This is a genomic window from Pseudoduganella sp. GW821-FHT05F09, from assembly GCF_059419605.1.
Window position 1 is genome coordinate 86,484 of record NZ_JBWKSD010000013.1, and the last position, 11,844, is coordinate 98,327.

Annotated in this window: 14 protein-coding genes; 4 read left to right on the top strand and 10 right to left on the bottom strand. The window is 66.5% G+C overall.

Translation table 11 applies throughout. The annotated features are described in order from the left end of the window. Positions 1-19: 19 nt before the first annotated feature. The 3 genes from AC07S4_RS29255 to flgB are packed head-to-tail and all read right to left on the bottom strand — an operon-like array spanning position 20 to position 1,545. Complete coding sequence (locus tag AC07S4_RS29255) at positions 20-697, bottom strand: flagellar hook assembly protein FlgD (protein WP_494989939.1); 678 nt, start codon at positions 695-697, stop codon at positions 20-22. 24 nt (positions 698-721) lie between these two features. Beyond that, a complete protein-coding gene (gene flgC, locus AC07S4_RS29260) occupies positions 722-1,129 on the bottom strand; it encodes a flagellar basal body rod protein FlgC (protein ID WP_161073681.1) in 408 nt (135 codons plus the stop codon). Positions 1,130-1,131: 2 nt separating this feature from the next. Further along, on the bottom strand, positions 1,132-1,545 hold the full coding sequence (gene flgB / locus AC07S4_RS29265) for a flagellar basal body rod protein FlgB (protein ID WP_161073682.1): 414 nt from the start codon (positions 1,543-1,545) through the stop codon (positions 1,132-1,134). Positions 1,546-1,700: 155 nt separating this feature from the next. Between flgB and flgA the strand changes: the two genes are divergently transcribed. The 4 genes from flgA (at position 1,701) to AC07S4_RS29285 (ending at position 4,974) form a co-directional block, all read left to right on the top strand. Further along, the gene (gene flgA / locus AC07S4_RS29270; RefSeq protein WP_494989940.1) at positions 1,701-2,399 is read left to right on the top strand and encodes a flagellar basal body P-ring formation chaperone FlgA; all 699 of its coding nucleotides are present in this window, start codon (positions 1,701-1,703) and stop codon (positions 2,397-2,399) included. An 82-nt stretch (positions 2,400-2,481) separates the two neighbouring features. Further along, positions 2,482-2,787 carry a flagellar biosynthesis anti-sigma factor FlgM gene (gene flgM / locus AC07S4_RS29275; protein ID WP_494989941.1) on the top strand — a complete coding sequence of 102 codons (306 nt, stop codon included), beginning with the start codon at positions 2,482-2,484 and terminating at the stop codon, positions 2,785-2,787. A gap of 7 nt (positions 2,788-2,794) precedes the next feature. Next, positions 2,795-3,283, top strand: a complete 489-nt coding sequence (locus AC07S4_RS29280; protein ID WP_494989942.1) for a flagella synthesis protein FlgN — start codon at positions 2,795-2,797, stop codon at positions 3,281-3,283. 89 nt (positions 3,284-3,372) lie between these two features. Beyond that, on the top strand, positions 3,373-4,974 hold the full coding sequence (locus AC07S4_RS29285; RefSeq protein ID WP_494989943.1) for a hypothetical protein: 1,602 nt from the start codon (positions 3,373-3,375) through the stop codon (positions 4,972-4,974). A gap of 6 nt (positions 4,975-4,980) precedes the next feature. On the opposite strand, the gene motD is transcribed toward AC07S4_RS29285, so the two are convergent. The 7 genes from motD to AC07S4_RS29320 all read right to left on the bottom strand — a co-directional run. Further along, a complete protein-coding gene (gene motD / locus AC07S4_RS29290; RefSeq protein WP_494989944.1) occupies positions 4,981-5,757 on the bottom strand; it encodes a flagellar motor protein MotD in 777 nt (258 codons plus the stop codon). A 1-nt stretch (position 5,758) separates the two neighbouring features. After that, on the bottom strand, positions 5,759-6,508 hold the full coding sequence (locus tag AC07S4_RS29295; RefSeq protein ID WP_494989945.1) for a flagellar motor protein: 750 nt from the start codon (positions 6,506-6,508) through the stop codon (positions 5,759-5,761). Next, complete coding sequence (locus tag AC07S4_RS29300) at positions 6,490-7,221, bottom strand: RNA polymerase sigma factor FliA (RefSeq protein WP_161073689.1); 732 nt, start codon at positions 7,219-7,221, stop codon at positions 6,490-6,492. Before AC07S4_RS29300 ends, AC07S4_RS29295 begins: the two co-directional genes overlap by 19 nt. A gap of 16 nt (positions 7,222-7,237) precedes the next feature. Then, positions 7,238-8,062 carry a MinD/ParA family ATP-binding protein gene (locus AC07S4_RS29305; protein WP_161073690.1) on the bottom strand — a complete coding sequence of 275 codons (825 nt, stop codon included), beginning with the start codon at positions 8,060-8,062 and terminating at the stop codon, positions 7,238-7,240. Beyond that, positions 8,055-9,494 carry a flagellar biosynthesis GTPase FlhF gene (flhF, locus tag AC07S4_RS29310; RefSeq protein ID WP_494989946.1) on the bottom strand — a complete coding sequence of 480 codons (1,440 nt, stop codon included), beginning with the start codon at positions 9,492-9,494 and terminating at the stop codon, positions 8,055-8,057. The genes AC07S4_RS29305 and flhF overlap by 8 nt, the downstream gene beginning before the upstream one ends. Before the next feature lie 152 nt (positions 9,495-9,646). Then, entirely contained in the window at positions 9,647-10,675 is a 1,029-nt protein-coding gene (locus AC07S4_RS29315; RefSeq protein WP_494989947.1) for a DUF4351 domain-containing protein, read from the bottom strand. A 59-nt stretch (positions 10,676-10,734) separates the two neighbouring features. Beyond that, positions 10,735-11,844, bottom strand: a 1,110-nt coding sequence (locus AC07S4_RS29320) for an FHIPEP family type III secretion protein (RefSeq protein WP_494989948.1), incomplete at its 5' end; no start/stop codon positions are given.

An 11,844-nucleotide genomic window follows, 5' to 3' on the forward strand; every position in this document is an offset into this window, starting at 1 on the left:
CCCCTATGCAGTAGGTGGGTTACAGAATTTGTTTGATATCGGCCATGGTCAGCTGGCCGGCCGTGGGCACGTTCAGCTTGACGCCGCCGGCGCCGGTGGACACGCTGGCCACCACGCCGAACTGCAGCGCGGTCGCGTCCTTCAGCACCGCGCCGCCGGCGCGCGCCTCCACGCTGAACACGTAGTTACCGTTGGGCAGCGTGGTGCCGTCCTCCAGCTTGCCGTCCCAGGTGATGGGCTGGGTGCCGGCCGGCTGGTCCTTCATCTGGATCGACGCCACTTCCTTGCCGGCGGCGGTCTTGATGACGATGTCGACGGTGTCGGCCGGCGTGGCCAGGTCGATGCCCAGGATGGCCTTGCCCTCGCTCAGGCCGACGTTCTTGCCGGCCGACAGCACGCCGTGGTTGATCATGCCGGCCGCCTGCACGTTCTCGGAGGACTGGTAGCTGGCCTTGAGCGACTCCAGCGTGGTGTTCAGCTTGTTCACGCCGGTGACGGTGGACAGCTGCGCCAGCTGGCTGGTGAGCTGCGCGTTGTCCAGCGGGTTCATCGGGTCCTGGTTCTTCAGCTGGGTGACCAGCAGCGTCATGAATTTATCGGTATCGGCCTGCACGCCGTCGGTGGCGGTCTGCTTCTTCGGGTTGACGGCGTTCAGCAGCGTATCGGACACCGGCGCGTTGGTGGACACAGTGGTCATGGCTTATCTTTCTAAGGTTGCGGCTTACTGGCCGATGGTGAGGGTTTTCAGCAGCAGGGTCTTGGCCGCGTTCATGGTTTCCACGTTGGTCTGGTAGGAGCGCGAGGCCGACAGCATATTGACCATCTCGTCCACCACGTTCACGTTCGGCATGCTGACATAGCCCTTGTCGTCGGCCATCGGATGCTTGGGGTCGTACACCTGCTTGAGCGGCGACGGGTCCTCGATCACGCGCTGCACCTTGACCCCGGTGGACGCGCCGCCGTTGGCGGCCGGCTGCGCCTCGAACACCACCTGCTTGGCGCGGTAGGCCTCGCCGCTGGCGCTGGTGGCGCTGTCGGCATTGGCCAGGTTGCTGGCCACCACGTTCAGGCGCTGCGCCTGGGCGCTCATGGCCGAACCGGAAACATTGAATATACTAAACAGCGACATGATTATTGACCTCCCTGTATGGCCGCCATCAGCCCCTTGATCTGGGAATTGATCAGCGTAATGCCGGCCTCGTAGCGCAGCGCGTTGTCGGCGAACTGGTTGCGTTCCACATCCATGTCCACCGTATTGCCGTCCACCGCGCCCTGCACGATGCCGCGGTATTGCAGCGGCGTGCCGTCGGCCAGCGTGCCGGCGCTTTGCTGGGGGACGGGGAAATGCTTGGGCGCCGTGGTCTTCAAAGGCTGGGCCGCGCCCGCCATCGCCGTGCTCAGCGCGGCGGTGAAGTCGATGTCCTTGGCCTTGTAGTTCGGCGTGTCCGCATTGGCGATGTTAGACGCCAGCACGGTCTGGCGCTGCGAGCGCAGGCTCAGGGCCGTCTCGTTGAAGCGCATGAATTCGTCCAGTTTCCCTAACATCGCAATCTCCCGCCTGCTTTCTATTGATGACAGCTTCGATGATACGGATGGGATCGTCCATCCGATCGCGCGATTAGCCCCGGATTTGGGCGCTTATTCGCCGCTTCGGGATCGCGCGCCGGGGCTATCATGGCCACATTCAAGGAAAGCCCACTATGAAACGCACACTGACCGCCGCCCTGCTACTGATGAGTTCCGCCGCCGCCCTGGCCCAGCCGCCGGGCGCCGCGCGCCAGGACTTGGGCGCGCTGCGCCTGAGCGTGGAGCAGTTCCTGCAAACGCAGAGCGCCGGCCTGCCGGGCGCGGTGACCGTCACGGTCGGCCCGGTCGACCAGCGCATGGCGCTGGCGCCCTGTCCCCAGCTGCAGCCCTTCTTCATGCCCGGCGCGCGCGCCTGGGGCAAGACCACGGTGGGCGTGCGCTGTGCGGCCCCTTCCGCGTGGACGGTGTATATTCAAGCCAATGTGGCGGTGCAGGCCGAATACGTCGCCAGCGCCGTGCCGCTGGCGCAAGGACAAGCCATCGAAGCGGGCCAGCTGGTGCTGGTCAAGGGCGATCTGACAACCTTGCCGGCCGGCATAGCCACCGACATTGGCCAGATCGTCGGCCGCAGCAGCAACGCCTCGCTGGCGGCCGGTACGCCGATGCGGCTCGACACCCTGCGCAGCAAGCCGGTGATGGTGGCCGGGCAGCTGGTAAGGGTGGTGTCGGGCGGCGCCGGCTTCCGCGTCTCGGCCGAGGCGCGCGCCGTTTCGGCCGCCTCGGAAGGACAGCTGGTGCAAGTGCGCACCGCCAGCGGCCAGCAAGTCAGCGGTATCGCCAAAGCGGGGGGACTGGTGGAGGTGGCGTTCTAAAAACGCTAAAGTTTATGCTCACAGCGCCGTTAATAACTCAGATCCCGGGGCTTTTACACCCCAACCAGACGAGGATATTGCTGTGAAAATTAACGACTCAGTCAAGAGCACGCCTGGCCTGCCAGCCTCGCCTGCGACTACCACCACCGCGCGCGGCGCCGACAAGGCCAGCACCGCCCCTGTGGCGACCGACAGCGTCAAGCTGTCGGCGCAGGGCCAGGCCATGGCCGCCAGCAGCGCCGGCGGCAGCAGCGCCGTGTTCGACACGAAAAAAGTGGAACGCATCAAGCTTGCAATTGCCGATGGGCAATTCCAAGTCAACTCGGAAAAAGTGGCCGATGGCTTGCTGGAAACAGTCAAGGATCTGCTGCACTCACGTAAAAGATAGGTAAATCATGCAATCCGTCGCACCTGCAGTTTCTCCTGCACTCACGCCCCTCAGCAGCTTGCGCGAAGAACAGCGCGTCATCACCGCCCTGCTGGCGGTGCTGAAGCAGGAACAGCAGCAACTGGTGGCGGCGGACATAGACGGACTGACGGAACTGACGCCGCGCAAAGCCGCGCTGGTCAACGACATGGCCGTGCTGGCCAGCCAGCGCCACAGCGCGCTCGGCGCAGCAGGCCACAAAGCGGAAGAAGCGGGCATGGAAGCCTGGCTGGCCGCCAGCGGCGACGCCACTGCCGCCCCGCTCTGGCAGCAGGTGCTGGAACTGACCCGCGAAGCCAAAGAACTGAACCGCCTGAACGGCACCCTCATCAGCAAACACCTGAGCCACACGCAAGGCGCGCTGCAAGCGCTGCGTCCCCAGGCCCAGGGCAATTTCTACGGCCCCAGCGGCCAGCCCACCTCCTCCTCGCCCCGGCGCGGCTTCCTGGCCGGCTAAAAGCGCTCAGCGGTTGATGCAAATCAACCATCATTGATACTCATTAGTTGCGTTGATGCATTTTATGCAAATTCTTGCATAATGCCTCCATGCACACACACCACGCCATTGCCGCCGGCGCACTTGCGCTCCAGTTTGCCGCCGTATTACCCGCAGCGGCGCAGCCCGCTCCCGTAAAAGCCGCGCTCGAGGGCGGCGAACGCCTCGGCTTGTACGACGCCAGCCAGTTCCGCTACGGCGACGGGCGCTGCGGCGGCTGCGCGCCCCGGCAGGCCTTGTGGTACTTCCAGCAGGAGGGCCTGGCCGTGCCGCGCCAGCCGGCCTCCACAGCCTTGCCCGCCTTGCCCGACCTGGTCTGGCTGGGTGCGCCGCACCTGGTGCCGCAAGCCACGCTGGCGCCGTCCGGCCAGGCCCTGCAGGCGCCCGGCGCGGCGCCGCTGGCCATGCAGCTGGCGCCCAAAATCGCGTCCAACCGCTCCTATTTCAACGCCGCCACGCTGGATTTCTTCCGCCGGCGCGCAGTCCGCGTGCGCGGCACGCTGCGCGCTCAGGCCGGCCAGCCCAGCTTCGAAGCGCGCACCATCTGGCCGCTGGACTATGTCATCGACGCGGCCAGCATGCGGCCGCAGCCCCTGGCCGCCGCTGGCGACACGCTAAGCGCCTTTGTGCGCCAGGAAAACGGCGGCGCGCGCAGCCCCTACGCCACGCGCCTGATCTGGGAACGCCGGCCCGCCGCCCGCGACTGGGGCGGCAAGGCCGTGCTGGCCCTGATGCTGAACGGCGCCCAGGGCGACGACGACGAAGCCTACGGCGGCCACTTCGCGGTCGCCACCGGCCGCCTGGGCCGGCATGGCGAATGGGCCGACTGGATGGTGAACAACTTCTACAATCTGGACAGCTACAGCGAAAAAGGCATCATTGCGTCGATGGTCCCCATGGACAACTACCTGATGGACCTGAACAGCGGCCAGCAGTACTACCGGCCGTCGACCATGCTGGTGGCGGTGCTGCGCGACGCGCGCACCGCGCAAGCCTACCAGCGCAGCATGCAGGACCGCTTCCGCCGCTTCTACCGGCACGAATTCAGCTACCGCCACGCCTCGGCCAACTGCGCCGGCATCAGCATGGACGCGTTCAGGGCGCTGGGCTGGCAGGTGCCCGGACAGGGGCCGACCAGCCGCATCAAGGCCATCGGCGCCTACGGCTACAAGGCCGCCAAGGACCTCAGCCTGGCCAGCGGCCACAAGGCCTACGGCTACTTTACCGAGGAGCAGACCCGGCTCTACCCGGCCGTGGCCTTCGCGGCGCTGGGCCAGGACCTGCTCAAGCTGCTCGGCGGCCCGGCGCCCGGCCGCGCGCTGAGCGCTTATGAGCAGCAGTTGCAGGCAGACGTGGAAGCGCTGGTGCTGGTGCGCATTCCGCAGGTGCCGTCCAGCCGCGCTTTTGGCTCGGCGCCCGTGTTTTCCATCGATGAATTCATGGCGCGCGCGCCGCAGGATGAGGCGCAATGGCAGATCGTGCCGGCGCCGCCGCGCCCCTTCCCGGCCGAGCTGCGCACCGGGCCGGCCTCGGCCGACGACAGTTCCTTGCCGGTGCCTGCGCCGGTGGGCGGGCTGCTGCTGGGCGTGGTGGGGGCCGGCGTCGGCTGGCACTGGCGGCGGCGCATGGCGGGTTACGCGGCACGCCGCTAACCCGCCCTACGGAGCTGGGGGGGGCGGAGCGGTGGGTACTTCGGTGGACGGGTCGGGGATGCCGGACAGGATGGTCACCGCCACGCGGCGGTTGCGGGCGCGGCCGTCCGCTTGCGCGTTGGGCGCCACCGGGTAGTTGTCGGCGTGGCCGACCGCCGTGAGCCGCGCCGGCGCCACGCCGGAATCGATGAACAGCCGCACCACGGCGCCCGCGCGCGCGGCCGACAGCTCCCAGTTGGACGGGAAATTGGTGTTGCGGATGGGGACGTTGTCGGTGTGGCCCTCGACCTGCACCGCGTGCGGGTCCGCCTTCAGCAGCACCGCCACGGCCTGCAGCGCTTCGCGCGATTCGGACGTCAGCAGGGCCGCGCCCGGATCGAACAGCACGCTGGCGTTGATCTCCACGCTGACGCCGCGGCTGTTCTGCGTGACCCGCACCTTGCCTTCCTTGACCAGCGGCGCCAGCGTGGACAGCAGGTCCTGCGCCAGCTTGGTCATCTGCTCTTTTTCCTTGCGCAGCAGCTCGGTGCGCCGGCGCAGCGCGGGATTGGGGATGGGCAGGTTCTGCACCTGTGTGTTGATGGGCTTGGCCGCCCCCTGGCCGCCGAAGGCGTCGCCCAGCGCGTCCGAGAAAATCTTGTACTTGCCGGTGTTGACGGCGGCGATCGAATACATCACCACGAAGAAGGCGAACAGCAGGGTGATGAAGTCGGCGTAGGAGATCAGCCAGCGCTCGTGGTTCTCCGGCTCGTCGTCGAACTTCCTGCGGGCGCGGCGCTGCATCTCAGTCGTACTCGCGCAGCAGGGTGGCGATGCGTTCGTCGATCACGCGGCTGTGGTCGCCCGTCGCGATGTCGTAGAACACGGCGGCGGCGATCTCCTGCTGGTGCACATGCTGGGTGACGATGACCTTGAGCTTGTTGGCTATCGGGTAGAACAGCAGATTGGCCAGGCCCACGCCGTAGATGGTGGACACGAAGGCGATCGCGATGCCGGCGCCCAGCTTGCTGGGGTCGGCCAGGTTCTCCATCACCTGGATCAGGCCCAGCACCGCGCCCAGGATGCCGATGGTGGGCGAGTAGCCGGCCGCCGATTCCCAGATCCGCACGGCCTGGCGCTCGGCCGTTTCGTAGGCGGTGATTTCGGTGTCGAGCAGGTTGCGCAGCTTGTCCGGATGGATGCCGTCGACTATCAGGCGCAGGCCCTTGGCGTTGAATTTGTCCTTCGAGGCGAGCATATAGCGCTCCAGCGACAGCATGCCGTCGCGCTTGGCGGTGGTGTTCCAGGCGCCGATTTCGCGCGCCAGCGCGACGCGCGTGTCCGGCGGCGGCGCCACGATCCAGCGCGCCATGCGCAGCCCGCGCACAAAGGTGGCCGGCTTGGTCTGCAGCAGCACCGCGCCCAGCGTGCCGATCACCACGATGGCGAAGGCGGCCGGCTGCAGCAGCGAGCTCAGCTTGCCACCCTCCATGCCCTGGCCGATCAGCACGCCGGCCACGCCCAGTATCAGTCCTGCTATGCTGGCCCAGTCCATGCCTGCTCCCTTAACGAGGCGCGCAGACGCGCCACCGCTTGCGTATGCAGCTGCGATACGCGTGATTCGGAGACGCCCATGACGGCGCCGATTTCCTTCAAGTTCAGTTCTTCTTCGTAGTACAAGCCCATCAGCATCTTCTCGCGCGGCGGCAAGGCGTCGATGGCGTCGATCACGGCCTGGCGGAAGTCGGTGTCGAGCAGCGCGCGCAGCGGGTCGGCGTCCTCGTCGCTGTGGTAGCGGTCGAGGAAGCTTTCGCCGCCGTCGTCGTCGCGGAAGTCTTCGTAATAGATCAGCTGGTGGCCGCCGCCTTCGGACAGCATTTCCTGGTAGTCGGCCAGCGACAGCTTGAGCGACTTGGCCACTTCCGACTCGCTGGGCGGACGGCCCAGGCGCTGCTGCAAGGTGGCCATGGCGGTTTCGATCTTGCGCATGTCCTGGCGCATGCTGCGCGGCATCCAGTCGCTATTGCGCAGCTCGTCGAGCATGGCGCCGCGGATGCGCATCACGGCATAGGTTTCAAACTGGGCGCCGTGGGTTTCCTCATAGCGGTTGATGGCGTCGAGCAGGCCTATCATGCCGGCCTGCACCAGATCATCGACTTCCACGCTGGGTGGCAATTTGGCCTTCATGTGGTGGGCCAGCCGCTTGACCAGCGGCATATGCTCCGTCAGCAGCGAGTTCTTGTCCGCTTTCCCTTTGGCCGTGTACATATCGTTCTAATTTTTCTCAGACGCTAAAATGGTTGCTACTCCCCGTGCGGAATTGAGGCGCGCCGGCCAGCGCCAGACGTCCTGCCAGTTGCCGGAACGCGACCGACGCACCGGCCAGAGGAAAGGCGTCGACCACCGCCCGCCCCAGGCGCGCCGCGCGCTGCAAGTACTCGTCAGCCGGCACCGACCCCATCGAAACCAGGGTGACAGCCAGGTATCGGCTCGCCGCTTGCGCCATATTATCGTAAACCACCTTGGCTTCGGCCTCGGATGCGCCCGTTACCACGATGCCGAAGGGCCGCCGGCCCAGTTCGTGGTTCAGGCGCTTGATCATGCTGTAGGCGTTTTTGATCGAAGTGGCGCTGTTCGAGACCTGCACCACGATGTCGGAACTGGCCATCACCGGCACCGGAAACGCCTCGCCGTCGAACTCGCCATCGACTATCATCAGGCCGGTCTGCTTGGCCAGCACGTCGAAGGCCTTGGCCAGGCGGCGCGTTTCGTCGGGGCCGGAGCGGGCCACGCCGCGTGTCATCGATACCACACCGAAGCCTTGCGGCACCTGGTGGATTACCTGGTTCAGGCCGCATTCCTGGCGCGCCACGTCCAGCAGGCTGGCGCCGCTGTCCACGCCCAGGCGGGAGGCCACGCCGTGCGCGCTGGCGCAGGCGTCGACCAGCAGCACGTCGTTGCCGGCGCGCGCCAGCGAGGCGCCCAGGTTGACCAGCATGGCGCCCTTGTCGTCCTGCGGCGTGGCGGAGAGGAAGGTGACGATGCGCGGCTGCGGCCCCGCCAGCATGCGGCGCAGGCCCTCGGCCTGGTCGAAGTCGAAGTTAGCCAAGGCGCACCTCGCGCAGTGCGTGCTCCAGGCCGGCGACATGGCCGCCGAAGGCGCCGGCGGCCGACATCACCAGCGGCAGTTCGTGATCGGCGTACTGGCCGGCGGCGGCGCCCTGCTTCAGGCGGAAGGCGCGCTCGACCAGCGCGGCCGGGTCGGCCAGGTGCAGGTCTTCCGGCACCCGCTGGCCGCTCGAGACGTAGAACATATTCAGTTTCTGGCGTATCACCACGTCCAGCACATTGCCGATCGAGGCCGCTTCGTCCAGCTTGGTCATGATGCAGCCGGCCAGGCCGCTGCCCTGGTAGGCGCGCACCACTTCGTTCAGGGTTTCCTGGGTCGAGGTGGCGTTCAGGCACAGCAGGCGCTGGACGTTGGCGCCGGTGCCTTGCAGCATGGCGACCTGCTCGGCCACCATGTGGTCGCGCTGGCTCACGCCGACGGTGTCGATCAGCACGGTGTGCTTGTTCTTCAGTTCTTTCAGGGCGATGCGCAGGTCGGCCTCGTCCTTCACCGAATGCACCATCACGCCCAGGATCTTGCCGTAGATGCGCAGCTGTTCGTGGGCGCCGATACGGTAGGCGTCGGTGGTGATCAGGGCCAGCTTGTCCGGGCCGTGGCGCATCACGCAGCGCGCGGCCAGCTTGGCGGTGCTGGTGGTCTTGCCGACGCCGGTCGGGCCGACCAGGGCGAACACGCCGCCCTGCTCGATCAGCGCGTCTTCGTTGGCGATGGCCGACAGGTTGCGGGTCAGCACGGTCTTGATCCAGCGCAGGCTGTCGGCGGCGTCGCGGCCGGCCGGCAGTTTTTCTATCAGGTAGCGCGCCAGGCTGGCCGAGAAACCGGCCGCCAGCATTTCACGCAGCACGGCGGCCTTTTGCGGCTCGCGCTGCTGGGCCGAGCCCCAGGAGATTTCCGCCAGCTGGGTTTCCATCATGCCGCGCATGGCGCGGATTTCGCTCATCATGCCGCTCATCTCGGCGGCCGCGTTGGCCTTGGCGCTGGCGACGGCGTCGGCCACCATGGCGCTGATGCGGTCCATGTCCAGCGACGGCGCGGCGACGGGCGCTGGCGCTGCGGGGGCACGCGGCGTCGGCTGGCGCACGGCTGCTTCCGGTGCGGCGGTGCGGGGCGCGGGGCGCGGGGCGGGTGCGGCGGCTGGCGCGGCCGGGGCGGCGGCCACCGGGGCCATGGCCGCCAGCGGCGCGAGATAGGACGGGGTTTCCGGCAGATCCAGGTAAGGATTCGGCTGCGCCATCGGCGAATCGGGGGAAGGCAGCGCCAGCGAAGCGGCGTCGTCGTTGGCGAGGGCGAGAATTTCCACCTCGCCATCAGTAGGACGATTCGACAAGATCACCGCATCCGGCCCCAGGGCCTCGCGTACTTTGCGCAGCGCTTCACGCGATGTAGGTGCAGTAAATTTTTTGACGTTCATGACCAATTCCCCTGTTACACAAGTGCCGCGCCTTCAAAACGGGCGGGGCTCACTCTCATGCTTGCATTATTGACGATGCACAGGGGAAACGATCGATGGAACAGGGCGGGAAATGGCCCGCATTTCGGATTTGCCGGCGTTGGCTGCGTGGCCTAGTGTTCGCTGAAAACCTGTTCCAGCGTATCGGCATGGAGTAGCGCCAAGGCCCAGCGGTCAAGCTGCTCGTCGCTGGCGGCGGCCAGCCTCTCGAGCTCAAGCGCCGGCAGCACGCCAAACCGGTGCCGCAATTGCTTGGCCAGCAAGACCGCGCGCCCTTGCTGCATGCCTTGCTGCATGCCTTGCTGTATGCCTTGCTGCATGCCTTGCTGTATGCCCTCCTGCACACCTTGCCGCAGGCCCTCTTCGCGGCCTTCCTCAAGGCCTTTGCGGCGGCTTTCCTCGCGAATGATGCGCTCTATCGATAACATGTGCGGCATGATGCCTCCCTGCTCCGACTCACGCAATTCCTGCCAGAGCTGCTGTTCCAGCGCGTCCGGCAAGCGCATGAGCCAATCGATCACGTTGAATAAATTGATGATACGCCGTTTGCTCCATTGGCGCCGATACAGCAGGCGCGCGACGCGGCGTTTGTACGCCAGCCGCCTCTCCGGATCATGCTGGCTGGCCAGCGTCATCAAATGGGCGCTGGTCAGCAGCGCGAATACATTCTCCATCTCCAGCAAGACATCAATCTGCGGCATGTAATCCAGCAGTTTCACCACCGGAAAATCCATCCTTACCCTGCAGCCGCCCACCTCCATGCTGAACGCATGCGGCCGCCACACCGGGCTGGCATCGGCCAGTACCGCCAGGCTGATGACCGGCAAGCGATGGCGATCATAGGCGCGGTAATTGCAGATGTACATGCGCTCGGTGAACTCGACGGTGCGCTGCGTCTGCACTTCCACGTGCACCAGCGCTTCCCGCTGCGCGCCGCCGTGCAGGCAAACCCGCACCAGCTTGTCCGCCACGCGCTTGCCGGACACGCCTTCGGCCAGTTGCGCCAGCTCCTGGTCCAGGAAGACGAAAGGCTGGGTCCAATCTATAAGCTCATAGATTTGCGGAAAGTAGAACGCCAGGAATTCGGGAAAGTAGCGCGCCAGCGCTTCCTTCCAGGGCGCATCGTAGTCATCGTTCGGCATCGCTCCAGTCTAGGCCTGCGGACTGGACAGCGATGCCGGTTTGCGCAAACCGCTGCGACTTATTGGGCGCCGACCAGCGCGGTGACGCGGATGGTCTTGGTTTCCGGGATCTCCGCATGCGACAGCACTTTGAGCTGCGGCAAGGCGCGGCGCAGGAAGCGCGACAGCAAGGTGCGCAGCGGTCCCGGCACCAGCAGCACCGGCGTCAGCCCCAGCGCCTCCTGCTGCGCCGCTGCCGCCTGCGCCTGCTGGGCGATGGTGTCGGCCAGGCCGGGCTCGATGCCGGCGCCGTCCGGGCCGCTCGCCGCCAGCGCTTGCATCAGCAGGCGCTCCAGGCGGTTGTCCAGCGTCATCACCGACAGCTCGCCGCCGGCCGGGAACAGCTGCTGCACAATGGCGCGGCCCAGGGAAATCCGCACCAGCGCCGTCAGTTCGTTCGGGTCCTGGGTATGCACGGTGTGCTCGGCCAGCGTTTCAATAATCGAGCGCATGTCGCGGATGTGCACGCCTTCCGCCAGCAGATTCTGCAGCACTTTCTGCAGCGTCGACAGCGACAGCATCTTCGGCACCAGGTCTTCCACCAGCTTGGGCGATTCCTTGCCCAGGTGGTCCAGCAGCGCCTGCACCTCCGCCCGGCCCAGCAGTTCGGACGCGTGCGTGGTGATCAAATGGTTCAGATGCGTGGCCACCACGGTGCCGGCGTCCACCACGGTGTAGCCCATGGTCTGCGCCTGGTCGCGCAGGCTGGCGTCGATCCAGATGGCGGGCAGGCCGAACGCCGGGTCTTCCGTCACCAGGCCGGGCAAGGTGCCGCTGGCCATACCGGGATTGATGGCCAGGAACTGGCCGTTGAAGGCCTCGCCGGTTCCCACTTCCACGCCCTTGAGCGCTATCCGGTAAGCCGACGGCTTCAGTTCCAGGTTGTCGCGGATATGCACGGGCGGCGCCAGGAAACCCACTTCCTGCGCGAATTTCTTGCGAATGCCTTTGATGCGCTTGAGCAGTTCGCCGCCCTGGGTCTTGTCGACCAGCGGGATCAGGCGGTAGCCCACTTCCAGGCCCAGGGTATCGACCGGCAGGATATCCTGCCAGCTGGCCTCCTCCTGCTCCGGCGCCGGGGCCGCCGCACCGCCGGCCGCCGCCGCCGCGCCGCCCTCGCCCGCCGGCGC

What these genes read in the sequence shown, in the direction of transcription:
- AC07S4_RS29255 (WP_494989939.1), bottom strand. Translation starts at nt 697, where the DNA reads ATGACCACTGTGTCCACCAACGCGCCGGTGTCCGATACGCTGCTGAAC.
- flgC (WP_161073681.1), bottom strand. Translation starts at nt 1,129, where the DNA reads ATGTCGCTGTTTAGTATATTCAATGTTTCCGGTTCGGCCATGAGCGCC.
- flgB (WP_161073682.1), bottom strand. Translation starts at nt 1,545, where the DNA reads ATGTTAGGGAAACTGGACGAATTCATGCGCTTCAACGAGACGGCCCTG.
- flgA (WP_494989940.1), top strand. Translation starts at nt 1,701, where the DNA reads ATGAAACGCACACTGACCGCCGCCCTGCTACTGATGAGTTCCGCCGCC.
- AC07S4_RS29280 (WP_494989942.1), top strand. Translation starts at nt 2,795, where the DNA reads ATGCAATCCGTCGCACCTGCAGTTTCTCCTGCACTCACGCCCCTCAGC.
- AC07S4_RS29285 (WP_494989943.1), top strand. Translation starts at nt 3,373, where the DNA reads ATGCACACACACCACGCCATTGCCGCCGGCGCACTTGCGCTCCAGTTT.
- motD (WP_494989944.1), bottom strand. Translation starts at nt 5,757, where the DNA reads ATGCAGCGCCGCGCCCGCAGGAAGTTCGACGACGAGCCGGAGAACCAC.
- AC07S4_RS29295 (WP_494989945.1), bottom strand. Translation starts at nt 6,508, where the DNA reads ATGGACTGGGCCAGCATAGCAGGACTGATACTGGGCGTGGCCGGCGTG.
- AC07S4_RS29300 (WP_161073689.1), bottom strand. Translation starts at nt 7,221, where the DNA reads ATGTACACGGCCAAAGGGAAAGCGGACAAGAACTCGCTGCTGACGGAG.
- flhF (WP_494989946.1), bottom strand. Translation starts at nt 9,494, where the DNA reads ATGAACGTCAAAAAATTTACTGCACCTACATCGCGTGAAGCGCTGCGC.
- AC07S4_RS29315 (WP_494989947.1), bottom strand. Translation starts at nt 10,675, where the DNA reads ATGCCGAACGATGACTACGATGCGCCCTGGAAGGAAGCGCTGGCGCGC.